The following is a 24,651-nucleotide window of genomic DNA, read 5'->3' on the forward strand; positions in this document are numbered from 1 at the left end:
TATGTGCGCATTTTACGCCTCCGGCGCTTCCAGCGCGGCAAATCCGCCGTTTCCCTGCCAGCCTTCCAGGCGCTGATAGACGATGTTTACCGCGTCCTTAATCGGTTGAGTCATCGGATAATAAAACCCGACGATATCCGGCTGGATACCAACAAAAATCACCTCGCCGACATCCTCTTTCAGCTGATCGATAAGGTAGTTGAGCGGCATATTGTGGGTGGTCATCATAAACATTTCGGCGATATCATCCGGATCGATAATGCGGATCTCGCCCGGATTAAGCCCCATGTCGGTGGCGTCGACAATCAATAGACGCTGCGGGCGCAGTTCGCGAATCGCCACAATGTCGTTTTCCGGCGCGCTGCCGCCATCAATCACCACCCAATTACCCTTCGGCTGCGCCGCGCACATTTCCGCCAGTAGCGGGCCTGCGCCGTCGTCGCCCATCATGCTGTTGCCGACACAGAGTAAAACGTCAGTCACGAAGCCTCCTCACCATCAGGTAGATGGCGCTTTCCTGATGAATGTCATGCAGCATACTGAGCATCAGTTTGCTCCATTCTTGCTGCTGCGGGGTCTGCGCGGCGCGCGCCTCATCAAACGCGCGCGCCAGCATTTGCACATGGTTGAAATCGATGACGATCTCGCCATACTTCGGCACGCCTTCCATTTTACGCCGGGCATCGCTACCGGCTTCCAGGGTGGCGATCCACGCCAGATACTCATCCCATGGGCAGGTGAGCGCGGCCTCCAGACAATCGATAACCCCCAGGTGGTGACCAATCGCCAGGCTGTAATAGACAACCTGCTGCGCCTCGGCAGGCGTCGCATCGTTCTCATCAATAAACTTACGGCTCAGTTGACTGAACACCACCTGTTCGCTCATCGGATACGCGCCTCTTCAACAACATGATTAAGATGGGTGACAATTTCGGTTAAACGCGGATCGTTTTCCGCTTCCAGCCAACGCGCCACTTGCTGCTCGCCCTGCCCCAACTGTGTCAGGTAATCATCGGCGATCTGACGACCATAGCGATACCCCGCCAGCCGGCGCGCCGCGCGATCCACCTTCACGCGCAGCGGCTGCACCATATCCGGATGCAGGATCTCTGCGGGCTGATCGTCCAGCTCACCCGGCGCGCGGGCGTGGATTTTCTGCTCCAGCAGGCCAAGCGCCATCGCAAAGCCATACAGCGTCGCCGCAGGCGTTGGCGGGCAGCCTGGAATATACACATCCACCGGGACGATTTTGTCGGTACCGCCCCAGACGCAGTACAGATCATGGAAGATGCCGCCGCTGTTGCCGCAGGCGCCGTAAGAGATACAAATTTTCGGGTCCGGTGCCGACTGCCAGGCGCGCAGCGCCGGAGAGCGCATGGCGCGGGTCACCGCGCCGGTAAACAGCAGAATATCGGCATGACGCGGCGACGGTACTACTTTGATGCCGAAACGCTCGGCATCAAACAACGGCGAAAGCGTCGCAAAGATTTCGATTTCACAGCCGTTACAGCCGCCGCAGTCCACGCGGTAAACGTATGCCGAACGCTTAATATTTTTCAGTAAAGACGCCTTCATGCTGGCGATGGATTCATCCACCGTCATCGGTACCGGAATGCCGTTGGCGTCACGCGGGCCTAATAAATTGCTCATTAGCTGACCTCTTTCATATGGCGAGTCAGTTCAATACGGTCGGACGGCACCAGGCATTTCTGACGCTTACAGTCCGGGCAGGTCTCAAAGCTTTCGCGGTGGTTTTCCGCGCGGCTGTCGCCGTTGTGCGCAAGCAGCGCAATGGCGTAGTCAATCTCTTTCTGTACCGCGAAAGGACGATTACACACGCGACAGTTGCACAGCGCGAAGCGGGACTGTTGCAGGAAATCTTCTTTCTTCCACACTGCCAGTTCGTACTCTTGCGACAGTTTGATCGCCGCCGTCGGGCAAACTTCTTCGCAGCGACCGCAGAAGATGCAGCGGCCAAGATTGAACTGCCACGCCAGCTCATTGGTCGCGAGATCGGTTTCCACCGTCAGCGCGTTCGACGGGCAGGCATTAACGCAGGCGGCGCAACCGATGCACTGCTGCGGATTATGTTCCGGCTTGCCGCGGAAGTTTTTATCAACCGCAATCGGCTCCAGCGGATAAGACGAGGTCGCCGTGCCGGTTTTGATAACTTTTTTGATAAAGGTAAACATGGCGATTCCTTATTTCAGCGGCGAGTTTTTACGCTCAATGCTGTAGCGCTCAAGTTCTTTGTACGGTACGACTTTGCTCTTCTTCTTACGTACATCGACCACGGTCATCCGGTCGGTACAGGAGTAGCAAGGGTCGAGGCTGCCGATAATCAGCGGCGCATCGGAGACGGTGTTGCCGCGCAGCATATAGCGCAGCGTCGGCCAGTTGGCGTAGGTCGCCGCACGACAGCGCCAGCGGTAAAGCTTTTGGTTGTCGCCGGTCATGCTCCAGTGGATATCGTCACCACGCGGCGCTTCGGCAAAGCCGAGCGCAAAACGGTGCGGAATATAGGTAAAGCCTTCCACCATCAGCGGGCCGCCCGGCAGATTATCCAGACCGAAATCGATCATATTCAGCGAGGTGTAAACTTCGTTGATACGGACTTTCAGACGAGAAATCACATCGCAGCCCTGCTCGCTGTGCACTTCCATCGGCAGCAGGCCATAGCCCACAAACGGGTGGTCGGCGCGGGTGTCGCGGGCGTGACCGCTGGCGCGCACCATCGGGCCGACATTACTGAAGTCACGGGCAATTTCCGGGTCCAGACGGCCGATACCCACGGTACGCTGTTCCATATTCGGCGTGCTCAGCAGCATGTCCACCAGCTCCTGCACGTCACGACGCATCTGCTGCGCCAGTTGACGGGTCTGGATCATGTCTTCTTTCAGCAGATCGCGGCGAATCCCGCCGATCAGGTTCAGTCCGTAAGTTTTGCGCGCGCCGGTAAGGATCTCTGCCATTTTCATGGAGGTTTCACGCACGCGGAAGAACTGCATAAAGCCGGAGTCAAAACCGGTAAAGTGGCAGGCGAGGCCTAGGTTCAGCAGGTGCGAGTGCAGACGCTCCACTTCCAGCAGAATGGCGCGGATCATCTGCGCACGCTCCGGCACCTGAATGCCCATCGCGTTTTCCACGGAAGTGGTGTAGGCAGTGCTGTGGGCGAAGCCGCAGATACCACACACGCGATCCGACAGGAAGGTGACTTCGTTATAACCCATGCGGGTTTCCGCCAGTTTTTCCATACCACGGTGGACGTAGAACAGGCGGTAGTCGGCGTCGATAATGTTTTCGCCATCGACGAACAGACGGAAGTGGCCCGGTTCATCGGAGGTGACATGCAGCGGGCCAATCGGCACCACGTTATTTTTCTTGTCACCCAGCTCGTTAATGAACTCGTAGGTTTCCGCATCGGTGGTCGGCGCCGGGCGCTGACGATAATCCATGCTGTCTTTACGCAGCGGATAGAGTTCATCCGGCCAGTCGTCCGGCAGCACCAGACGGCGCTCGTCCGGCAGACCGACCGGGATTAAACCGTACATGTCGCGTACTTCGCGCTCACCCCACACGGCAGCCGGCACGCGCGGCGTAACGGATGGGAATTCCAGCTTATTGGCATCCACTTCAACGCGGACGGTAATCCAGCACTTCGTGCCCTGCTCCATCGACAGCACGTAATAAACGGCATAGTGGCCGCACAACTGGCGTTCGTCATTACCGAACAGCACCGACAACCACCCACCCTGCTGGTAGTAAAGAAACTCCACCACTTCCGGCAGATAGTTCACTTTTACTGTAATAGTCAGCTGATCTTTGGTCTGCCAGGCTTCGTCCAGCACGACGCCCGGAAACGCCTGGTGCAGCGCCGCAAGGTATTGTTGACCTAATTTTTCTTCAGACATGCTCAAACTCTCTTAAATCACGCCGCCAGCAAGGAGACGAAGGCTAAAAACGCAAACCCAAAACCGGCCCAGGTCACGCGTGAAGTGGCGCAAAAACGCAGTCGCGCCATGCTGTTTTCAAACAGGGCGATCACCAGTACGCCGACAATCAGCTTGACGACGGCAATCACCAGCGCCAGCAACAGTCCGCCTGCGCTGAAGGTTTCCATCTGTCCCCACGGCAGAAACACGCCGACGAACATTTGCAGCACCACCAGTTGCTTAAGGCTGATGCCCCATTTCAGCACCGCAAAGCCGCTACCGCTGTATTCGGTCAACGGCCCTTCCTGCAACTCCTGCTCCGCTTCCGCCAGGTCGAACGGCAGCTTGCCCATTTCGATAAAAGTGGCGAAGGCGCAGGCGCACAGCGCCAGAATCAGCGGAATACTGCGCGCGACAGGCCAGTGATAAATGGTATCGGCGATATTGCTGATATGAGTTGAACCCGCCACCTGCGCGGCGACCCACAGACCCAGCAGCAGAATCGGCTCCACCAGCACGCCGAGCATCGCTTCACGGCTGGCGCCGATCGCAGTGAACGGACTGCCGGTATCCAGGCCTGCAATAGAGAAGAAGAAACGGGCGATGGCGAACAGGTAAATCAGGGTGATTAAATCACCCAGTTGCGGCAACGGAGATCCAACGGTGACGACCGGCAGCGCGGTGGCGATAGTCAGCATCACGCCGACCATCACAAACGGCGTCAGGCGAAAAACCCAGCCGGAATCCGCAGGCGCAATACTCTGACGACCGAGCAGTTTGATAATGTCGCGGTACTCCTGCAACACGCCCGGCCCACGGCGATTGTGTAGACGGGCGCGTGCCACGCGAGTAATACCGGACAGCAATGGCGCAACGGCAAATAGCACCAGCGCCTGAATTAACGGATAAAACACACTCATTTTCAGGCTCCTCGTGAAACCACAATCACCACCAGCACCGCCAGCTCAATCAGCGCCAGACGACGGAATAGCACCGCGGCCGCCGCGTTCTGCCAGCCCGGCACCAGCGATACCGGGTTCAGCCATTTACGCAGTTTAAGTACCGGGGCAAAGGCCTCTTTCACCGGCATGGCGAAACCGTGCGCGGTAATCACCATCGACTGCTCATGGTCGTAGCCGCACACCCAGGCCGCGCCGCGAGAACGCGACGGCAGACGGTTGCCTTTGAACATCGCCATAATGATGAACGGCAGTAGCGGACAGGCGACCAACAGCAGCGTGATCATCGGCTGCGATACGGTGGTGTGCGCGGTTTCCAGCGGCAACGGTACCGCAGTGGAAATCATCGGCAGCAGCCACGGCGCGGCAACCCCGCCCAGTACGCAGCAAATCGCCAATGCCACCACGCTGACGCCCATCAGGATCGGCGCGCAGCTGGCGTTTTCAGCTTCCTTCGTGCGCGGCGCGCCAAGGAACGTCACGCCGTAAACTTTCGCCATACACATCACCGCCAGCGCGCCGGTAATCGCCAGGCCAACCGCCAGCAGCGGTCCTAACAGACGACCAACAAACGCGCCGCTGTTGCCCAGTTTGAAGAAGGACTGGTAAATCACCCACTCGCCGGCAAAGCCGTTCAGCGGCGGCAGCGCGGCCATCGCCATCAGACCGACCAGCATGGCGATAGAAATAACCGGCATCCGTTTACCAATACCGCCCAGTTTTTCGATATCGCGATGACCGGTACGGAACCAGATGCTGCCCGCGCCCAGAAACAGCACGCTTTTAAACAGGCTATGGTTCAGCAGGTGATAGAGCCCGCCGGTCAGACCCAGCGCGATCAGTACCGGCTGATTGAGAGCAATCCCGGTAACGCCTGCGCCCAGCCCGAGCAAAATGATGCCGATATTTTCCAGCGTGTGATAGGCCAGCAGGCGCTGAATGTTATGCTCCATCAGCGCGTACAGACCGCCGACAAAGGCGGTGATCATCCCAAGCACCAACAGCGCCACGCCCCACCACAGCGGCGCATTGCCGCCAAGCAGAGATAGCGTGAGAATGCCCAGCAGCCCGATTTTCATCACCACGGTCGAGAACAGCGCGGCGGCGGGAGCGCTGGCGTTGGCGTGCGCCTGCGGCACCCAACCGTGTAGCGGGATAATCCCGGCCAGCAGACCAAAACCGATAACGCCGAGCAGCCAGATATCGGAGCCCAGCGGCAGTTGCTGAGCGCGTTGATCCAGCAGCCCCAGATCCAGCGTGCCGTAGCGCTGCCACACCAGCCAGCAGGCGATTGCCAGCAGCAGCGTACCGAGACGGCCCAGCGCAAACCACAGTTTGCCCTCTTTGCTACCGCCGGTGAGGAACACGGCGCAGAGCGCCATGATTTCCGCCATCACCACCATCGTCCCCAGATTACTGGCGACCACGGCGCAGGCGGCTGCCGCCATTAGCAGGTTGATCAACAGTCCGTTGGCTTTTACCTGTGGATGGCGATGCCAGTCGATATTGAACAGGCTGACGAACAGGCCGCACAGCCCCAGCGTAATCAGCCAGATAGCATTCAGCGGCGTAATTTGCAGCATGTGGCCGGTAAACGGCATCACGCCGCTCACCGTAACGGCGCTGGTCAGTGCGGTGAACCCCGCGCCAGCCGTACACAGGCTGCCGACCGCGCCGCCGATACCGGCAATCCAGCCGCTCAGCGCTTTATGAAACGAAAACAGAAACGCCAGAACGGCGGCGGCGGCAAACCACGCGACGCCGCTAGTAATCAGTGAAAGTGAACTCATTATGCATCCCCACTCTGAGCCTGCTGAAACAAGGTGAGATCGCCAAAATCGGTATTAAACGTCAGCTCACGTTTACGTTTGCTGGCGCGGGCGATATCCGTGTTCTCCACCAGGTGTAGCGCTTTAGTCGGGCACATCCGCACACAGGCCGGGCCTTGCTCGTCAAAGCTGCACAGGTCGCATTTCACCGCGATAGCGCGTACGCCCGGCACCCAGTCGAGCAACGTACTGATGCGCGCAGGCGCTGGCGGCGCGGGCGGCGCTTTCGGCGTATTGGCGTTCGCCGGAATATGCAGCGGACGGCTGCCGGAAAACTCAATAGCGCCAAACGGACAGGCAATACCGCACAGTTTGCAGCTCACGCACAGGCTTTCATTAAGCTGGACAGCGCCGTCAACGCGATTAATCGCGTTAACCGGGCATACCGTGGCGCATGGCGCATCTTCACAGTGGTGACAAAGCTGCGGCGCAGATTCTTTTTCATTCAGCATCACTTTCAGGCGCGGCATTGACTGCAGGCCATGCTGGCGATGCGTCTCTGAACAGGCGGCCTCACAGGTGTGGCAGCCGATACAGAGAGTGGAGTCAGCAATTACAAAACGATTCACCAGGCATTCCTCAGGTGATTGTCATTTTTGACGAAAACATGCCGTTGAAATGTCATTTTCGACACTTATCGACACGCCCATCCCCAAAACATTCATGACATGGCGCAACGCCACATCGCGAATCAAAGCGGGCAACGCCTCAGGCTTATACCGCCGGGCTGTGACCCTTTACCAATTGACGCAAATTAACCGGCGAGTTGGTTTCTACAGCGGTATAGAGGCTGTCGTAAACGCTGGCGATTTTTTCCAGATAGTGCTCCAGCACCTGCTCGCGATCGCGGTTATTAACCCGTTCGTCAACCTTGCCGTCGATATCGAGCTGCGCCTGTGCAATCAATTGCTTATCTTCGCCATCTTTGGTTTCAACGTAGTACTCAATGGTGTGGCTGTTAAAACCATCCGCCAACGCGACGTAAATACGAAAGTGCTCAAACAGGACAAAGCAAAGATCCCTTTCCGGCGCGCAGCTCATTGCGTGATGCAGGCGCGCTTTCGAGAGGGTGATCCCCTGAACCAGCGAATTGCAGTAAATATGCCACTGGTCCTGTAGGCGACGATGCCGTTGCGCGATGTAATCGGCCTTTTCGCTTATTTCCCAAATAGTCATGTCAGGTTACCCGTTTAACAGAGATGCCTGCGTTAAGCATTTTCCATGCCAATTTTTAACTTATTGTTTTTAATGGCAGACGCGCACAGTAACTGCCGTTTCGACGCGGTGACGACATGTCATTTCGTCATCGTCGACATTAACCTGCCAGGGGATAAAAATATTGGCATAAATATTGCTTTACAGGGGCAACCACTACGGGAGGCGATATGCACGAAATCACCCTCTGCCAACGGGCACTGGAATTGATTGAACAACAGGCTTCAGCATACGGTGCAAAACGTGTGACAGCCGTCTGGATCAAAATTGGCGCATTTTCTTGCGTGGAAACCAGCGCTCTTTCCTTTTGTTTTGATCTGGTATGCCGCGGCACGATAGCAGAAGGTTGTAAACTGCACCTCGAAGAACAGGAAGCCGAATGCTGGTGTGAGCATTGTCAACAATATGTCACGTTGTTAACCCACCGTGTACGTCGTTGTCCGCAATGTCATAGCGATACGCTGCGAATTGTGGCCGATGACGGCTTACAAATTCGGCGCATAGAGATTGATGAAACTGAAGATTAATGCCGGATAGACGCTCGCGTCGCCATCCGGCAGAAAGCCTGTAACAAGAAAAAGATCAGGAGTAAGCGATGTGTACGACTTGCGGTTGCGCTGAAGGCAACCTTTATATAGAAGGCGATGAACATAATCCGCACTCAGCGTTTCGTAGCGCGCCCTTTGCCCCAGCGGCTCGCCCGGCGCTGAATATTACCGGCATTAAAACGCCTGACTTTGCCCCAAGTCAGACCGCAGAAGGCGATCTGCATTACGGCCACGGCGAAGCCGGAACCCACGCGCCTGGTATGAGTCAGCGGCGGATGCTGGAGGTTGAAATCGACGTGCTGGACAAAAATAATCGTCTGGCTGAGCGCAACCGCGCCCGTTTCGCCGCCCGCCAGCAACTGGTGCTCAACCTGGTGTCCAGCCCCGGGTCCGGTAAAACCACCCTGCTGACCGAAACGCTGATGAAATTGAAAGACCGTGTACCGTGCGCGGTGATTGAAGGCGACCAGCAGACAGTGAACGACGCCGCCCGCATCCGCGCTACCGGCACGCCCGCCATTCAGGTCAACACCGGTAAAGGCTGCCATCTTGACGCGCAAATGATCGCCGACGCCGCGCCGCGCCTGCCGCTGGATGACCGCGGTATTCTGTTTATCGAAAACGTCGGTAATCTTGTCTGCCCGGCCAGCTTCGATCTGGGCGAAAAGCATAAAGTCGCAGTGCTTTCCGTAACCGAAGGTGAAGATAAACCGCTGAAATATCCCCATATGTTTGCCGCTGCGTCGCTCATGCTGCTCAATAAAGTCGATCTGCTGCCCTACCTCAATTTTGACGTTGAGAAGTGCATCGCCAGCGCGCGTGAAGTGAACCCGGAGATTGAAATTATCCTGATTTCCGCCACCAGCGGCGAAGGCATGGATCAGTGGCTGGCCTGGCTGGAGGCGCAGCGATGTGCATAGGCGTGCCGGGTCAAATCCGCGCCATTGACGGCAATCAGGCAAAAGTTGACGTCTGCGGCATTCAGCGCGACGTCGATCTCACATTAGTCGGCAGTTGTGATGAAAACGGTCAGCCGCGTCTGGGTCAGTGGGTGCTGGTTCATGTCGGATTCGCCATGAGCGTCATTAACGAAGCGGAAGCGCGCGACACGCTCGACGCGCTACAAAATATGTTTGATGTTGAGCCGGACGTCGGCGCACTGCTGTATGGTGAGGAGAGATAATGCGTTTTGTTGACGAGTACCGTGCGCCGGAACAGGTGATGCAGCTCATTGAACACCTGCGTGAACGCGCCGCCCTTCTTCCTTACACTGCCGAACGTCCGTTGCGCATTATGGAAGTCTGCGGGGGTCATACCCACGCAATTTTTAAATTTGGTCTCGATCAGTTACTGCCCGAAAACGTGGAGTTTATTCACGGCCCCGGTTGTCCGGTCTGCGTGCTGCCGATGGGACGCATCGACAGTTGCGTGGAAATCGCCAGCCATCCGGAGGTGATTTTCTGCACCTTTGGCGATGCTATGCGCGTGCCGGGGAAACAGGGGTCTCTGTTGCAGGCTAAAGCGCGCGGCGCGGATGTGCGTATTGTTTATTCTCCGATGGACGCGCTGAAACTGGCGCAGGATAACCCGACCCGCAAAGTGGTATTTTTCGGGCTGGGCTTTGAAACCACCATGCCGACCACCGCCATCACGCTACAGCAGGCAAAACAGCGTGACGTGCGAAACTTCTACTTTTTCTGCCAGCACATTACGCTGATCCCGACGCTGCGTAGCTTACTGGAGCAGCCGGACAACGGCATTGACGCCTTTCTTGCGCCAGGCCACGTCAGCATGGTCATCGGCACCGAGGCGTACCAGTTTATCGCCGCCGATTTTAATCGCCCGCTGGTGGTGGCTGGATTCGAACCGCTTGATCTACTGCAAGGCGTGGTCATGCTGGTTGAGCAGAAAATAGCGGCCCTAAGCCAGGTTGAAAACCAATACCGTCGCGTGGTGCCGGATGCCGGAAACATGCTGGCGCAGCAGGCCATCGCCGATGTGTTCTGCGTTAATGGCGATAGCGAGTGGCGCGGTCTGGGCGTGATTGAATCCTCCGGCGTCCACCTGACGCCAGAGTATCAGCGCTTTGACGCCGAAGCGCATTTCCGCCCAGCGCCGCAACAGGTCTATGACGATCCGCGCGCCCGTTGCGGCGAAGTGCTGACCGGCAGATGCAAGCCGCATCAGTGCCCGCTATTTGGTAAAACATGTAATCCAGAGACCGCGTTCGGCGCGCTGATGGTCTCTTCCGAAGGCGCATGCGCCGCCTGGTATCAGTATCGTCAGCAGGAGTGTGAAGTTTGAACAATATACAACTCGCCCACGGCAGCGGCGGCCAGGCTATGCAACAGTTGATTAATAGCCTGTTTATGGAGGCCTTTGCCAACCCTTGGCTGGCGGAACAAGAAGATCAGGCGCGTCTGGAGCTGGCGCAACTGACGGCGGAGGGCGACCGTCTGGCGTTTTCTACCGATAGCTATGTGATTGATCCGCTCTTTTTCCCCGGCGGCAATATCGGCAAACTGGCGATTTGCGGTACGGCGAACGACGTAGCGGTGAGCGGCGCGATCCCCCGCTATCTCTCCTGCGGCTTTATCCTTGAAGAAGGGCTGCCGATGGAGACGTTAAAAAGCGTGGTCAATAGCATGGCGGCGACCGCGCGGGAAGCGGGTATCGCCATTGTAACCGGCGACACCAAAGTTGTGCAGCGCGGCGCGGCGGATAAATTGTTTATCAACACTGCCGGCATGGGGGCGATTCCCGCCGATATTCACTGGGGCGCGCAAACGCTGAGCGTTGGCGATGTGCTGTTAGTCAGCGGTACGCTTGGCGATCACGGCGCCACTATCCTCAACCTGCGTGAGCAACTGGGGCTGGATGGCGAGCTGGCGAGCGACTGCGCAGTATTAACGCCGCTTATTCAGACGCTGCGTCATATTGACGGAGTGAAGGCATTGCGTGACGCCACGCGCGGCGGCGTGAATGCGGTCGCCCATGAGTTTGCGGCGTCCTGCGGTTACGGTATTGAATTGTCCGAATCCGCACTGCCGCTCAAACCTGCCGTGCGCGGCGTCTGCGAGCTGTTGGGGCTGGATGCCCTGAACTTTGCCAACGAAGGAAAACTGGTGATTGCCGTTGAACGGCAGGCCGCAGATCGGGCGTTGGCGGCATTACGCGCGCATCCGCTGGGACGTGATGCAGCGCTGATTGGCGAAGTCGTGGAACGCAAAGGCGTTCGCTTAGCCGGACTCTATGGCGTGAAGCGAACCCTTGATTTGCCACACGCCGAACCATTACCTCGTATATGCTAGCAGCCTGTTGGCAGCATACTGTAGGCCGGATAAGACGCATTTGCGTCGACATCCGGCATTAACGCTGCATGAACGCCTGATGGCGCTTTGCTTATCAGGCCTACGGAGTGTGTGACCAGCGAGTTTGCGGTCAGCCATCCGGCAATAACTTACGACTTATACCTATAATTCATTTACCGTTTTCGCACCGTTTTGCGGTATTTTCCTGGAAAAGCAACATGTCGTATACACCCATGAGCGATCTTGGACAGCAAGGCTTGTTCGATATCACTCGTACCTTATTGCAGCAGCCCGATTTGGCGTCGCTCAGTGAAGCGCTTTCGCAACTGGTAAAGCGTTCAGCGCTCGCCGACAGCGCCGGCATTGTGCTATGGCAGGCGCAGTCGCAACGCGCACAATATTATGCGACGCGAGAAAATGGCCGTCCTGTTGAATATGAAGATGAAACCGTACTGGCGCACGGCCCGGTACGTCGCATCCTTTCTCGCCCCGATGCATTGCACTGTAATTTCCATGAGTTTACCGAAACCTGGCCGCAGCTTGCCGCGAGCGGCCTCTACCCTGAATTTGGTCATTACTGTCTGCTTCCTTTAGCCGCGGAGGGCCGTATTTTCGGCGGCTGCGAATTCATCCGTCAGGAAGATCGCCCCTGGAGTGAAAAGGAATATGACCGTCTGCATACGTTTACCCAAATTGTCGGCGTGGTCGCCGAGCAAATTCAAAACCGGGTAAACAATAATGTCGATTATGATCTGTTGTGCCGCGAACGCGATAACTTCCGTATTCTGGTTGCGATTACCAACGCCGTCCTGTCGCGTCTGGATATTGATGAGCTGGTAAGCGAAGTCGCAAAAGAGATCCACCACTATTTCAATATCGACGCAATCAGCATCGTGTTGCGCAGCCATCGCAAAAATAAGCTGAATATCTACTCCACCCACTACCTTGATGAGCATCATCCGGCGCACGAACAGAGCGAAGTCGACGAAGCCGGCACGCTCACGGAGCGCGTCTTTAAAAGTAAAGAGATGCTGCTTATCAACCTCAACGAACGCGATCCGCTTGCCCCCTACGAACGCATGCTGTTCGATACCTGGGGCAATCAGATCCAGACGCTTTGCCTGCTGCCGTTGATGTCCGGCAAGACGATGCTTGGCGTGCTCAAACTGGCCCAGTGCGAAGAAAAAGTGTTTACCACCGCCAACCTCAAGCTGCTGCGTCAGATTGCCGAACGGGTAGCCATTGCCGTGGATAATGCGCTGGCCTATCAGGAAATCCACCGACTGAAGGAACGCCTGGTCGACGAAAACCTGGCGCTCACGGAGCAGCTTAATAACGTCGACAGCGAGTTTGGCGAGATCATCGGACGCAGCGAAGCGATGTACAACGTGCTAAAGCAGGTTGAGATGGTGGCGCAGAGCGACAGTACCGTGCTGATTCTGGGCGAAACGGGAACCGGTAAAGAGTTGATTGCCCGCGCCATTCACAACCTGAGCGGACGTAGCGGACGCAGGATGGTAAAGATGAACTGCGCCGCGATGCCGGCGGGGCTGCTGGAAAGCGATCTGTTTGGTCATGAGCGCGGCGCGTTTACCGGCGCCAGCGCGCAGCGGATTGGCCGTTTCGAGCTGGCGGATAAAAGCTCGCTGTTTCTGGATGAAGTGGGCGACATGCCGCTGGAGCTACAGCCTAAGCTGCTGCGCGTCCTTCAGGAGCAAGAGTTTGAACGTCTCGGCAGCAATAAACTGATCCAGACCGACGTGCGGCTGATCGCCGCGACTAACCGCGATCTGAAAAAAATGGTCGCCGATCGCGAATTCCGTAACGATCTCTACTATCGGCTGAATGTTTTTCCGATCCAGCTTCCTCCGTTACGCGAACGTCCGGAAGATATTCCACTACTGGTCAAAGCGTTCACCTTCAAAATCGCCCGCCGAATGGGGCGTAATATCGACAGCATTCCCGCCGAAACGCTGCGCACGCTCAGCGGCATGGAATGGCCGGGGAACGTTCGCGAGCTGGAGAATGTCGTCGAGCGCGCCGTGCTGCTAACGCGCGGCAATGTGCTACAACTGTCGCTGCCGGATATTACCGCCGTAACGCCCGATACCTCGCCTGTTGCGACTGAAAGCGCCAAAGAAGGCGAAGATGAATATCAGCTTATTATACGCGTGCTGAAAGAGACCAATGGCGTAGTGGCTGGACCAAAAGGCGCGGCGCAGCGTCTGGGGCTTAAACGAACCACCCTGCTGTCGCGTATGAAGCGATTGGGTATTGATAAAGACGCGTTAGCGTAACGGGTTGCCGGATCTGATCCGGCCTGGAGATGATGCGCGCCGTAGGCCTGGCGCTTCCCCTTCACTTCTTGCGCTGATATTTTTCCGGCAATTCCGGAACGGGGCGCTTATCGTCGATAAGGTGCCGCACGGTCAGGACAGGATGCCGCCAAAGCATTCGCGGACCTGCCCAACGCATAATCTGCTTCATCTCCTCGCGTTTAGCCGGCTGATAGCAGTGCACCGGGCACTGCTTACAGGCGGGTTTTTCCTCGCCAAATACGCATTTATCAAGACGTTTTTGCGCGTAGGCGAACAGCGCGTCGTAATGCCCCTGCACCGCTGACGCCTGTGGGCACTGGCTTTCATACAGCGCGATCATTTTTTTGATCGTCAGTTTTTCACGAGCGATACGTTTACCAGGCATCGTGCTCTCTCCGAACATTAAGGTGTATTTATTTTACACCTTATCCCTCTTTAGCACTATCACTGCATATCGTCGCCATTTCGCAAATAAGAATTATTTTCATTTATTCATACCTTGTGCTATATAACATAGCAAAGGCTATATTCGATGATTAATTAACCACATTGTTGCGAGGGATACTATGACGAATCTACATCGTCTGAAAACACTCCTGATTGCCGGTATTGTTGCGATACTCGCGCTATCGCCAGCCTATGCAAAAGAGAAATTTAAAGTCATCACCACGTTTACCGTTATTGCCGACATGGCGAAAAACGTGGCGGGCGACGCAGCGGAAGTCAGCTCAATTACCAAGCCCGGCGCTGAAATCCATGAGTATCAGCCAACGCCCGGCGATATTAAACGAGCGCAGGGGGCACAGCTTATCCTCGCGAATGGTCTGAACCTGGAGCGATGGTTCGCCCGCTTTTATCAGCACCTTTCCGGCGTGCCGGAAGTCGTCGTCTCCACCGGTGTCAAACCGATGGGCATTACCGAAGGCCCGTATAACGGTAAACCGAACCCGCACGCCTGGATGTCGGCAGAAAACGCGCTGATTTATGTCGATAACATTCGAGACGCCCTGGTGAAGTACGATCCGGATAATGCGCAGATCTATAAGCAAAACGCCGAACGCTATAAAGCGAAAATTCGCCAGATGGCCGATCCGTTGCGTGCCGAACTGGAAAAAATTCCCGCCGATCAGCGCTGGTTGGTCACCAGTGAAGGCGCGTTCTCTTACCTGGCGCGCGATAACGACATGAAAGAGCTTTATCTCTGGCCAATTAACGCCGATCAACAGGGGACGCCAAAACAGGTGCGTAAAGTGATTGATACCATTAAAAAGCACCATATTCCCGCCATCTTTAGCGAGAGTACGGTTTCCGATAAACCGGCCCGCCAGGTCGCGCGTGAATCCGGCGCGCATTATGGCGGCGTGCTGTATGTCGATTCTCTGAGCGCCGCTGACGGCCCTGTGCCAACCTATCTGGATCTGCTGCGCGTCACGACCGAAACCATCGTCAACGGCATTAACGACGGACTGAGGAGTCAACAATGAGTCAATCTGCGATTACCGTTGATCAAGTCACGGTGACGTATCGCAACGGTCATACCGCCCTACGGGACGCCACTTTTCAGGTGCCTGGCGGTTCAATCGCCGCGCTGGTAGGCGTAAATGGTTCCGGTAAGTCTACGTTATTTAAAGCGTTAATGGGCTTTGTGCATCTTGCGCAGGGCGATATCACTATCCTGCAACAGTCAGTCAACAAAGCGCTGAAAAAAAACCTCATTGCTTATGTTCCACAATCGGAAGAAGTGGACTGGTCATTTCCGGTGCTGGTAGAAGATGTGGTGATGATGGGACGCTACGGCCATATGGGCTGGCTACGCCGCCCCACTGCGCATGATCACGCCTGTGTTGACGCCGCGCTGGCGCGGGTGGATATGCAGGAGTATCGTCACAGGCAGATTGGCGAGCTGTCCGGCGGGCAGAAAAAACGTGTGTTTCTTGCCAGGGCCATCGCTCAGGATGGACAGGTAATCCTGCTGGATGAACCTTTTACCGGCGTGGATGTAAAAACCGAAGCGCGAATCATCGATCTACTGCAGGAACTGCGCGATGAAGGCCGCACGATGCTGGTCTCAACGCATAATCTCGGCTCCGTCACCGAGTTTTGCGACTATACGGTAATGATTAAAGGAACCGTACTGGCCAGCGGCCCTACCGAAACCACGTTTACCGCCGCGAATCTGGAACAGGCGTTTAGCGGCGTTCTACGTCATATCGCGCTAAGCGGAGGTGAAGAGCACATCATCACCGATGACGAGCGCCCCTTTATTTCCCGGCGCGTGGCCAGCGGAGGAAAATCGTCATGAACTGGCTTGTTGAGCCGTTTGGCTACCAGTATATGCTCAACGCGATGTGGGTCTCCGCGATGGTGGGCGGTCTGTGCGCGTTTCTCTCCTGCTATTTGATGCTCAAAGGCTGGTCGCTCATTGGCGATGCGCTATCTCACTCTATTGTGCCTGGCGTCGCTGGCGCCTGGATGTTAGGGCTGCCCTTCTCGCTCGGCGCGTTTCTTTCCGGCGGACTGGCGGCAGGCAGTATGCTCTTTCTTAACCAACGCTCACGCCTGAAAGAAGACGCGATTATCGGGCTTATCTTCTCCTCTTTTTTTGGCGTCGGCCTTTTTATGGTGTCGCTCAATCCGATGTCGGTGAATATCCAGACGATTATTCTCGGCAACGTGCTGGCTATCGCGCCAGCGGATATTGCGCAACTGGCGATTATCGGCGCGGTCTCGCTGACTATTCTGCTGTTAAAGTGGAAAGATTTAATGGTCGTCTTTTTCGATGAAACCCATGCGCGTTCTATCGGGCTTAATCCGGGTCGACTAAAGCTGTTGTTTTTCACTCTGTTGTCCGTCTCCACCGTGGCGGCCCTGCAAACCGTTGGGGCGTTCCTGGTGATCTGTCTCGTCGTCACGCCGGGCGCGACGGCCTGGTTACTCACCGACCGTTTTCCACGTCTGCTCATGATTGCCGTCGTGATTGGCAGCCTGACCAGTTTTCTGGGCGCATGGCTTAGCTACTGGCTGGATGGCGCCACGGGTGGAATTATTGTCGTCATGCAAACCTTACTGTTCATCACAGCCTTTATTTTCGCCCCGAAACACGGTCTGTTAGCCAACCGTCGACGCGCCCGCCTGCAGAAGGAGCCGACATGTTCTTAACAACGTTACTGGAACCCTTTCAGTTTGATTTTATGGTGAACGCCCTTATGGTTTCGGTCATTGTGGCGATTCCCTGCGCCTTACTGTCCGTGTTTTTAGTGTTAAAAGGCTGGGCGTTAATGGGCGACGCAATGAGTCATGCGGTATTCCCCGGGGTCGTGCTGGCATATATTGTGGGGATCCCCCTGGCGATTGGCGCTTTCATTGCCGGATTATTTTGCGCTATCGCGACCGGCTATCTGGACGATAACAGCCGCATCAAACGTGATACGGTGATGGGCATCGTCTTTTCCGGGATGTTTGGCGCAGGTCTGGTGCTCTATGTTTCTATTCAATCGGAAGTGCATCTGGATCACATCCTGTTTGGGGATATGCTGGGCGTATCGCTGGGGGATATCGTACAAACGTCGGTTATTGCACTGGGTATTGCGTTAATCATAGGGCTGAAATGGAAAGATCTCCTGCTACACGCTTTTGACCCGCACCAGGCGAAAGCCAGCGGGCTGAATACGACGCTACTGCATTATGGTCTGCTATGTATGATTGCGCTGACTATCGTCGCCACGCTGAAATCGGTGGGCATTATTCTGTCGATTTCATTGCTTATCGCCCCCGGCGCAATTGCCATTTTGCTGACGCGACGCTTTGCGCGCGCGCTGGGATTAGCGGTGAGTCTGTCAGTTATTACCGCTTTTGCGGGCGTCTATCTGTCTTTTTATCTTGATAGCGCGCCAGCGCCGACCATCGTGGTATTATTTGCCATCGTGTTTATTGCGGTATTTATTTACGCAACATGGCGCGACAGGCGTAATGAAATCGTACCAGAGGCGCAAGGTTAACACTTTTTTGCCTGCTATTCAGGAAACATACGGTCATAATATAGAGTAGTCTTATGGCGCTGGAAGGATTACCTCTGGCAGGCAACCTTATAACTTCATTACGGTTTAAGTAAAGACTTATATTCAGCTATCCTTTTTTTATGAGCGGATATAGAGAGTTTTTTATCGTTTAGCATAACGGCATTGTTATCGAATCGCTCATAAAGCGTTTCATTCTTTTTGTTTACTATACTGCTTCCCGCCGCCGGATTGGCCTGCACATATTCATTTAATCGTTGTACGCCTTGAGTATGTTTGTAAAAACTCACCGGCAGATAGCGGTCTGCTTTATCGGACGGGAGAAAAGGTTCTTCACCACACAGACGTTCACAAATATTATCTTCATGAATTTTTACTAAGTTCATAAATTCAAGATGAAGTTTTTTGGCGAGCGCCAGGCTAAAAATACCGCATTCAGAAGAGCTTCGTTGAATGTCCAGCTCGACCATAGCAAAATAACAATCAGGCAATTGTTCACGTTCAAGAGCTGCTTTGGTCCTCAATGCCAGTAAAGCAGGTCCAAAAGCGCTACACGCTGCTGGTTCGAACAAAATCACCGATGTCTTTCCGTCCATAACTCTAAAATCGACGACTGAAACATGGATACCTGAACTTCCCATATTTACGATAAATCGGGCAGATTCAACGCCTTCCATTCTGGTCTCCTTTATAGAGGAAACAAGCTCATGGACTGACATAACAAATTTAAGATTTAACTCTGGATACTTCTTATTGGCCTGTGCAACAAGAAAAGGCATCATTTCGAGATCGGTTTCCTCGTAACTGATATGAATCCAGCTGCCATCTATAATTTCACTTTCCAGACGCTCAACAATACAGGTCAATGCTTCGGTGTTTAGCTCCCCGCTGACGTCAGACTGAGGCGATAAACTCGCCCCCATATTACGAGTCGTAGGACTTAGCATACTTCTCCCTCCACATGATAGCTCCTGCACCGAAAATATCATCTTTAACTTTTCAGATTCAATATATTGCCTGCAAAAATATGCCTCAATGATTGAGCCAGGCTACCAACCACCTCCGGATGATTATATATAAGAATTACTACTCAAAAAATCTTTTTTATAATAAAAGCTCAACACATGGTCATAAATGATAAAAAATATTTTAATTCATTCCTACCGCAATCGGTAACGCGCAATTATCGTCAGGTACAGCAGGGTTATGTGCAAAAGCAGTGCGCTGTAAATGCGCGTCTAGTTTCAGTCCCCGGAACAGCGATAGCGGTGAAGAGTCCATCCCCAAACGATACATAACCTTCTTACGATAAATACTAACGGTTTTTGTTCCCAGACCAAATTTTTTCGCCAGTTCAATTGCCGGATGTCCCGAGGATAATAATATCAGCAGCGCATATTTCGCCTGAGTGACGCCGGGAGGTAGATTCCACCAGGCGTATTGATTGATATTAAACAATACCTCTTCCGGCGTCTCGCCGGCATTAAAAGCATACGTAGCAGCCACGGTTTTCTTTTGTGGCCTGTGGCAGAAACGCAGCCAGGCTTCCGGAAGACGAAGCTTCTCTCGATCCGAGCGGATAGCGCAGGATAGTTCGTCTTTTAAAACATAATCCATAACGCCAAAATATTGCAGCACACAGCGATCGATATAATACAAGCGATCTGCCACTACCAAAACTTTACGGTTCTGCAACCGCGTCTGCAACGCATGAAAAAGATAAACATGCTCATGCGGGTTCAAAGCTAAAATCAGCCCGGCGTCCGGCATATCGGATAGAGAATGCAAAAGTGCAGTTAATGAGTTACACGTTTTAACGCACTTTTCCGGATATTTTTGCTTAAAAATAGACTGAAGGGCATAACAATTAGTCCAGTTAATACCGTATATAATTACATTTCTCATTTATTTATCCTTTTTTGAAAACTGACCACAGCTTCGGTAATGATTTTTCTTCCTGGGCGACTACTGCGCAAGTAGATAACGCCTTCTTACTACAAAGGTAATAAGACCAGATACGTTATTACATGCGCAATGTCGTTACCGAAATGAATTCCTTTTACAAATCTGATAATGATTAAATTTGCTGTTTTACTTTACTGTAATCTCTTAGAGTACAACGATTGCCCGACGCCTGGTGGCCATGTATGTCTGGCAATGAACGCTTTCGATTCCCTTTCATTAACTATATATCACTGGTGTAGCGATACTGAAATATACACTACGATTAAAAAAATATTTGGTATCTGTAACGCAAACAGATAGTAACGTTTAAAATAATTTCACAAATCAATGGTTCATCGTACGCATAAAGCTAAGCGGTGTAATCTTAAAATGCCGTTTAAAAATAGCGATAAAATAAGAAGGCGTATCATAGCCACACATCGTCGCGACTTGTGAAATATTTCCAGCCCCCATACGTAATAATTTTATAGCCTGATTCATACGAGCATCCAGATATATTTTGCTAAAACTCACCTCTTCAGCGGCCAGTTTTCGCTTCAGACTTGATACGCTCATAAACAGCTTTCCTGCTACCTCAGCCTGTGACCATTTGCGGGTGAGATCGCTGATAATAATGTTATAAACTTTCTCTTTTGTCGTAATTTTTATTGCTCGCTCAAGGAAATCAAACCCACCGGGCTTACGTACAAATGCTGATATAAGATACATCAATGAGAAATATGAATAATCATGATCATCAATACTCACGTTACTACAAACCCGTGGACATGCCACACCATGCAAAATAGAGTCAAAAGTATCACTCATCCCTGGCAACAAGTCCGCATGAAAAAAATACTTTGGTTTCGTTTTTAATGATAGCTCTCGATCATTATAGTTTCTTGTACTGTAAAAAACTTTGTAGAATTTTTGCATTAAGTCATAGGAAACTTCCAGTGAAGAAAAATCAATATGCCCTTCTATTTCGCTCATACTAAGCGTGATTGTTTGATCTTTTTCCAATAAAAATAAACACGGCGCAGATTGTTCGATGAACTCCCCAAATTCGTTTTCAATTCGCAAACTGCCTTTATTAAGTTTAAACAATAAGCAGTTTGCGACATAATAGTCTCTTACGTCAGCTAATCCATTTATTAATGGAAATTTGTTCGGCTGTTGAAGGTGATTATTGCTAATGGCCTCAACTGATTTATTCATTGAAGGCAATACCATATTTTATCCTGTGTGCTATAAGGAACTCAAAATCGTTATATTCTTATAAACAAATAATTAAAACTCACAGAGATGATTTAAATCCGATTTTTTTATTATTATAGCCAATAATTACATTCCAACGCGCGTTCATTTCGTCACAAAAAGATACTCTTACAAACTTTATGCACAATTTTGTAATGGAAGCTTACAATATTAATATAATCATTTCAGAATAAAACGCCTGGTAGATACCTTAATAATCCATATACATCAATAAGATAGATACACTGGCATGGTGCATTTTCTGCATTATTTGCTAATGTATACACCATACCTTATCACAAATCGCCAGCAATGGGGGTCACCAGTCAATTGCCTCTTTGTTTTCCCCGCCCGATAAAATAATCTCCTGCATCCAGGAGGTCATTTGTGACTGCGCATTCATTGTACCAACTAATACCCCGTTTAAAGCCTCATATAAATGAGTGCCCGGTTCAACTTTTGCTAACATGTTTTGTAGCATAGCCGTTTGCTGCTCAAAAGAAACAAAAGCCGAATCACCACTTTTCGGATCTTTGAAGGCATTCATCTCTTGATAAATGCTATCTTTAAGCGTTTCAGAAGAGGCTGACTCAGGAAGCGCCAAAAGTCGTTGGTAGAATGCATCATAAAGATCAACGTCGCCGCCATTGCTTAAAGGCGCGCTATCCACATTATTCAGCATAGCGGCCCTGGCACTCAACGAAACCACACCCGTCGCTTCAGTATCCGCTGTCGGGACCAAATAAGAAGTCGGAATCGTACCCGGTATCACCTTATAACCTCCATTTTACAATGCTTGCGTTTTTGTCTTCCATTCATCAATAAGTGCGTTAATGGCGTTATCAGAAATCGTCCGGCAGTCTTGTGGAAGTTCATCAAGATGATGCTTAATGACGCCTACTGCCGTTTCAACAAATTGTTCAGGTGAAAATTCTGCGATCTGATCGCCGCAACTCATGATAAAGCGCTGTTCCTGATGATATTTAAGATTAAAAGTGCCTGGCCAGTTCTCCATAAGCAACACCATCAGTTTTTGGTGATCTTTTTTCGCGTTAACTGGTAGTGTTAAAAAAAGTTGCCCCTCAGGCTTATCGAAATCCCTTAGCCACTCATCCAGGACGGTTAAAAGCGTTTCGGGATGGTCGACCGCAGCTGAAAATAACTCGCGGGCATAAATCTGTATTTTTTCCATCCACTTCCAGGCCATTGTCTGATTATCAGTAAGATAAGCGGCGACCTGCTGTAACGCGTCTATCATTCCCTGCTCGTAACCTTCCTGATAGGCGTACATCCGCAAGGTCTTTGCCTCTTCTTCCGCCTCTCGCAAAATACGCTTAGCCCGTTGATGCGCCTGCTGTTCTAATCTTTCAATAGAGAAATAACGTTCCAGCGTTTTACGCTTTATCAGTATCCCCTCAACAGGCGAAAGCGGGGACGGAATTGGGATATTTTTGAGCATATTGTAAGGCCAGTAGCAAAATTGACATTTCTACAGCATCCTGCTTCGATGCCTCCTCAATAAATGGAGGAAAAAGCAAAGGAAAACGCTGTGCTAAAGATTCAGGTAAAAATTCATTCAGGGCATTTAACTGTGCATACCCGACGCTAAGTAAAAACCGGTGATTCGGCGCCTTATTGCAGACAGATAAACTTGTTCCCTGATGCATTGCCAAAAATGCTTGCGCCCAATCCGGCAGGCCAAGCAAGGCTCCCTGCCTTGCCAGATCGGCTCTCAGTTTATGGCAACCGAGTAAATACGCTACTTGCGGCAGTCGGCGCCACTGACGCAGCCACAGCTGCGTCAGTGAGTTTTGAATACACTCCTTTTCTCCGTTCTTAAGCCGCCATGCCGCCAGTATTAACTCATTTGCCGCCGCCCTGGCGGCGGGTCTGACAATCATTTCCGGCGCTATCTGCAACCGCTGAGGATGGATATACGATAACGGATCAAAAATGATTCTTTGCCAGATAATGGGTAATGGCTGCCTATTCATTTGACGATTTCGCCTTATCATCAGCCGTTATGCCTTTCTTATTGCGGGCATAATGGTTTTTGTAATACCAGACGCCAAAGCCTGCTGACATCACGGATAACAAAATAATCAACACAATCCAACTGGTTGCAAAAGAATTACGTTTTACTGGTGTGCCGGGAGCCTGTAATTGGGCATCAGAACGTTCTGACAACACAACAGAAATGTTGTCATAATCCACATCGGCAAAACTATTCTTTAAGAAACGCTTGATATCGCTGATCTGATGCGCAAGCGGCGAACCTCGTTCATATACGGCTAATGCCGACAGATGAACAGGTTTTGGCGGGCGGCCATTTTCACCAGCATCAATATCATAACTAATATGGACCCTGGCGGAGAGCACGCCCTCCATCGTCTGTAATGACTGTTCCAGTCGCTGTTCAATAGCCGAATATAACCTGGCCTTTTCAGCTCGCGGAGACGATACCAGCGAATCCGCCGGGAACATCTGCGCTATTTCCACCCGCGGCCGGGGAGGAAGCTGATAAGTTTTAATCCAGTACACCGCAGCGGTAAAATCAGGCTCAGCAACGGTAATGCTATAGCCCAATTTTCCGCTATCAATTTTATTCGCCTCTATATTGTGCATTTGCAGAACGGCAATGACCTCATTAGCCTGTTCCTGGTCCAGTCCTTTTAAAAGATCCTTATCCTTACAGCCGGCAAGGGTCATTACCAGCAGAAAGGTATATAGATATCGACGAATCATGAGCGTAATAGCGTTTCAACAGCCCCGACTCCTTTACGAGTAAGGGTACTTACCATAGAAACATACAGGTTATAATCTGAAATCATCTCTTGCGAAATAGCCAGCTCTTTAGGATCCGTCACCAGATTAGGGTCCTCAATCCTGTTGGTAATCGTCTGTTTATCCACAGCCGTGGCAATCGCCGAACCAGAAAAAGCCTGGAGTAGCCGGTCATCCAGCGAGACAATGTCCGTTTCCATAGACCTGATATTGACCGCCTGCCCTATAACGGCATTCTCAGGGACAATAGTTGCAATCGACATAATCCACCTTATAACTGATTAACGGAAGTTCTGAATAATGGCAGCATCAATATCCTTAAAGACTTTTACCGTGTTCGATTGCGCGTTACGGTACAAGTTATATTCCGAGAGCTTACTCTGATACGCCGCCAGTAGCGCCGGATCGGAGGGTTTTGCTGCTAATTTATCCAGCGCCTCTGTTACCTGCGTTTGTAGATTATCAACGCCCGTATCAAATTTTGCTGAGACGTCATCCAGATAGCCTGACCAAGGTGTTGCCATAATGACTTCCTTAT

29 protein-coding genes are annotated in these 24,651 nt (G+C 52.4%); 10 read left to right on the plus strand and 19 right to left on the minus strand.

All coding sequences use genetic code 11. The features are described 5' to 3' along the window. Positions 1-12: 12 nt before the first annotated feature. The 9 genes from hycI to hycA all read right to left on the minus strand — a co-directional run bounded on the left by hycI (position 13) and on the right by hycA (position 7,896). The gene (hycI, locus tag ACLJRE_RS00720) at positions 13-483 is read right to left on the minus strand and encodes a hydrogenase maturation peptidase HycI (protein WP_000132984.1); all 471 of its coding nucleotides are present in this window, start codon (positions 481-483) and stop codon (positions 13-15) included. Then, positions 476-886 (minus strand): formate hydrogenlyase maturation HycH family protein, encoded by a 411-nt coding sequence (locus ACLJRE_RS00725; RefSeq protein WP_000003725.1) that lies wholly within the window; start codon positions 884-886, stop codon positions 476-478. Before ACLJRE_RS00725 ends, hycI begins: the two co-directional genes overlap by 8 nt. Beyond that, the gene (hycG, locus tag ACLJRE_RS00730) at positions 883-1,650 is read right to left on the minus strand and encodes a formate hydrogenlyase subunit HycG (RefSeq protein WP_000067419.1); all 768 of its coding nucleotides are present in this window, start codon (positions 1,648-1,650) and stop codon (positions 883-885) included. Before hycG ends, ACLJRE_RS00725 begins: the two co-directional genes overlap by 4 nt. After that, positions 1,650-2,192 carry a formate hydrogenlyase subunit HycF gene (gene hycF / locus ACLJRE_RS00735; RefSeq protein WP_000493767.1) on the minus strand — a complete coding sequence of 181 codons (543 nt, stop codon included), beginning with the start codon at positions 2,190-2,192 and terminating at the stop codon, positions 1,650-1,652. The genes hycG and hycF overlap by 1 nt, the downstream gene beginning before the upstream one ends. A gap of 9 nt (positions 2,193-2,201) precedes the next feature. Next, positions 2,202-3,911 carry a formate hydrogenlyase subunit HycE gene (gene hycE / locus ACLJRE_RS00740; RefSeq protein ID WP_001288155.1) on the minus strand — a complete coding sequence of 570 codons (1,710 nt, stop codon included), beginning with the start codon at positions 3,909-3,911 and terminating at the stop codon, positions 2,202-2,204. A gap of 17 nt (positions 3,912-3,928) precedes the next feature. Further along, on the minus strand, positions 3,929-4,852 hold the full coding sequence (locus ACLJRE_RS00745; protein WP_000110563.1) for a respiratory chain complex I subunit 1 family protein: 924 nt from the start codon (positions 4,850-4,852) through the stop codon (positions 3,929-3,931). A gap of 2 nt (positions 4,853-4,854) precedes the next feature. Beyond that, positions 4,855-6,681, minus strand: coding sequence for a formate hydrogenlyase subunit 3 (hycC, locus tag ACLJRE_RS00750; RefSeq protein ID WP_000097027.1), 1,827 nt, complete (start codon positions 6,679-6,681; stop codon positions 4,855-4,857). Continuing rightward, on the minus strand, positions 6,681-7,289 hold the full coding sequence (gene hycB / locus ACLJRE_RS00755; RefSeq protein WP_023212172.1) for a formate hydrogenlyase subunit HycB: 609 nt from the start codon (positions 7,287-7,289) through the stop codon (positions 6,681-6,683). Before hycB ends, hycC begins: the two co-directional genes overlap by 1 nt. 145 nt (positions 7,290-7,434) lie before the next feature. After that, positions 7,435-7,896, minus strand: coding sequence for a formate hydrogenlyase regulator HycA (hycA, locus tag ACLJRE_RS00760; RefSeq protein ID WP_000158074.1), 462 nt, complete (start codon positions 7,894-7,896; stop codon positions 7,435-7,437). Between the two features lie 209 nt (positions 7,897-8,105). Here hycA and hypA point away from each other — a divergent pair, with 209 nt between their 5' ends. The 6 genes from hypA (at position 8,106) to flhA (ending at position 14,091) form a co-directional block, all read left to right on the plus strand. After that, positions 8,106-8,462, plus strand: a complete 357-nt coding sequence (hypA, locus tag ACLJRE_RS00765; RefSeq protein ID WP_000544461.1) for a hydrogenase maturation nickel metallochaperone HypA — start codon at positions 8,106-8,108, stop codon at positions 8,460-8,462. A 68-nt stretch (positions 8,463-8,530) separates the two neighbouring features. Then, complete coding sequence (gene hypB / locus ACLJRE_RS00770; RefSeq protein WP_000337640.1) at positions 8,531-9,403, plus strand: hydrogenase nickel incorporation protein HypB; 873 nt, start codon at positions 8,531-8,533, stop codon at positions 9,401-9,403. Next, positions 9,394-9,666 carry a hydrogenase 3 maturation protein HypC gene (gene hypC / locus ACLJRE_RS00775; protein WP_000334871.1) on the plus strand — a complete coding sequence of 91 codons (273 nt, stop codon included), beginning with the start codon at positions 9,394-9,396 and terminating at the stop codon, positions 9,664-9,666. The genes hypB and hypC overlap by 10 nt, the downstream gene beginning before the upstream one ends. Continuing rightward, positions 9,666-10,787 carry a hydrogenase formation protein HypD gene (hypD, locus tag ACLJRE_RS00780; RefSeq protein WP_001212962.1) on the plus strand — a complete coding sequence of 374 codons (1,122 nt, stop codon included), beginning with the start codon at positions 9,666-9,668 and terminating at the stop codon, positions 10,785-10,787. The genes hypC and hypD overlap by 1 nt, the downstream gene beginning before the upstream one ends. Then, the gene (gene hypE, locus ACLJRE_RS00785; protein ID WP_001059959.1) at positions 10,784-11,794 is read left to right on the plus strand and encodes a hydrogenase expression/formation protein HypE; all 1,011 of its coding nucleotides are present in this window, start codon (positions 10,784-10,786) and stop codon (positions 11,792-11,794) included. Before hypD ends, hypE begins: the two co-directional genes overlap by 4 nt. Before the next feature lie 218 nt (positions 11,795-12,012). Next, positions 12,013-14,091 carry a formate hydrogenlyase transcriptional activator FlhA gene (gene flhA / locus ACLJRE_RS00790; RefSeq protein ID WP_000122691.1) on the plus strand — a complete coding sequence of 693 codons (2,079 nt, stop codon included), beginning with the start codon at positions 12,013-12,015 and terminating at the stop codon, positions 14,089-14,091. A gap of 61 nt (positions 14,092-14,152) precedes the next feature. Here flhA and ACLJRE_RS00795 read toward each other — a convergent pair whose 3' ends face one another. Next, a complete protein-coding gene (locus ACLJRE_RS00795) occupies positions 14,153-14,497 on the minus strand; it encodes a nitrous oxide-stimulated promoter family protein (RefSeq protein ID WP_001117938.1) in 345 nt (114 codons plus the stop codon). 181 nt (positions 14,498-14,678) lie between these two features. Between ACLJRE_RS00795 and sitA the strand changes: the two genes are divergently transcribed. The 4 genes from sitA to sitD are packed head-to-tail and all read left to right on the plus strand — an operon-like array spanning position 14,679 to position 18,110. Continuing rightward, on the plus strand, positions 14,679-15,596 hold the full coding sequence (gene sitA / locus ACLJRE_RS00800) for an iron/manganese ABC transporter substrate-binding protein SitA (protein ID WP_000182930.1): 918 nt from the start codon (positions 14,679-14,681) through the stop codon (positions 15,594-15,596). After that, positions 15,593-16,414: an iron/manganese ABC transporter ATP-binding protein SitB gene (sitB, locus tag ACLJRE_RS00805; RefSeq protein WP_410957290.1), complete on the plus strand. Its 822-nt coding sequence runs from the start codon at positions 15,593-15,595 to the stop codon at positions 16,412-16,414. Before sitA ends, sitB begins: the two co-directional genes overlap by 4 nt. After that, on the plus strand, positions 16,411-17,271 hold the full coding sequence (gene sitC / locus ACLJRE_RS00810; protein ID WP_001104336.1) for an iron/manganese ABC transporter permease subunit SitC: 861 nt from the start codon (positions 16,411-16,413) through the stop codon (positions 17,269-17,271). The genes sitB and sitC overlap by 4 nt, the downstream gene beginning before the upstream one ends. Further along, on the plus strand, positions 17,262-18,110 hold the full coding sequence (sitD, locus tag ACLJRE_RS00815; protein ID WP_000480209.1) for an iron/manganese ABC transporter permease subunit SitD: 849 nt from the start codon (positions 17,262-17,264) through the stop codon (positions 18,108-18,110). The genes sitC and sitD overlap by 10 nt, the downstream gene beginning before the upstream one ends. Positions 18,111-18,208: 98 nt before the next feature. Here sitD and avrA read toward each other — a convergent pair whose 3' ends face one another. The 9 genes from avrA to prgI form a co-directional block, all read right to left on the minus strand. Beyond that, complete coding sequence (gene avrA / locus ACLJRE_RS00820; protein WP_077906402.1) at positions 18,209-19,117, minus strand: type III secretion system YopJ family effector AvrA; 909 nt, start codon at positions 19,115-19,117, stop codon at positions 18,209-18,211. A 160-nt stretch (positions 19,118-19,277) separates the two neighbouring features. Further along, positions 19,278-20,033: a transcriptional regulator SprB gene (sprB, locus tag ACLJRE_RS00825; RefSeq protein ID WP_001246665.1), complete on the minus strand. Its 756-nt coding sequence runs from the start codon at positions 20,031-20,033 to the stop codon at positions 19,278-19,280. Between the two features lie 384 nt (positions 20,034-20,417). Continuing rightward, entirely contained in the window at positions 20,418-21,305 is an 888-nt protein-coding gene (gene hilC / locus ACLJRE_RS00830; protein WP_000243998.1) for an invasion transcriptional regulator HilC, read from the minus strand. 343 nt (positions 21,306-21,648) lie between these two features. Next, complete coding sequence (locus ACLJRE_RS00835) at positions 21,649-22,101, minus strand: type III secretion system effector protein OrgC (RefSeq protein ID WP_000612177.1); 453 nt, start codon at positions 22,099-22,101, stop codon at positions 21,649-21,651. Positions 22,102-22,116: 15 nt separating this feature from the next. Further along, the gene (gene orgB, locus ACLJRE_RS00840) at positions 22,117-22,788 is read right to left on the minus strand and encodes a type III secretion system linker protein OrgB (RefSeq protein ID WP_000916655.1); all 672 of its coding nucleotides are present in this window, start codon (positions 22,786-22,788) and stop codon (positions 22,117-22,119) included. Then, positions 22,745-23,344: an oxygen-regulated invasion protein OrgA gene (gene orgA, locus ACLJRE_RS00845; RefSeq protein WP_001591231.1), complete on the minus strand. Its 600-nt coding sequence runs from the start codon at positions 23,342-23,344 to the stop codon at positions 22,745-22,747. Before orgA ends, orgB begins: the two co-directional genes overlap by 44 nt. After that, entirely contained in the window at positions 23,316-24,074 is a 759-nt protein-coding gene (gene prgK / locus ACLJRE_RS00850) for a type III secretion system inner membrane ring lipoprotein PrgK (protein WP_000621238.1), read from the minus strand. Before prgK ends, orgA begins: the two co-directional genes overlap by 29 nt. After that, on the minus strand, positions 24,071-24,376 hold the full coding sequence (gene prgJ / locus ACLJRE_RS00855; RefSeq protein WP_000020431.1) for a type III secretion system inner rod protein PrgJ: 306 nt from the start codon (positions 24,374-24,376) through the stop codon (positions 24,071-24,073). The genes prgK and prgJ overlap by 4 nt, the downstream gene beginning before the upstream one ends. Before the next feature lie 18 nt (positions 24,377-24,394). Next, on the minus strand, positions 24,395-24,637 hold the full coding sequence (gene prgI, locus ACLJRE_RS00860) for a type III secretion system needle filament protein PrgI (RefSeq protein ID WP_000235228.1): 243 nt from the start codon (positions 24,635-24,637) through the stop codon (positions 24,395-24,397). Positions 24,638-24,651: the final 14 nt, after the last annotated feature.

Origin of the sequence: Salmonella sp. SAL04157 (assembly GCF_046551635.1) — a bacterium.
Classification (GTDB): domain Bacteria; phylum Pseudomonadota; class Gammaproteobacteria; order Enterobacterales; family Enterobacteriaceae; genus Salmonella; species Salmonella enterica.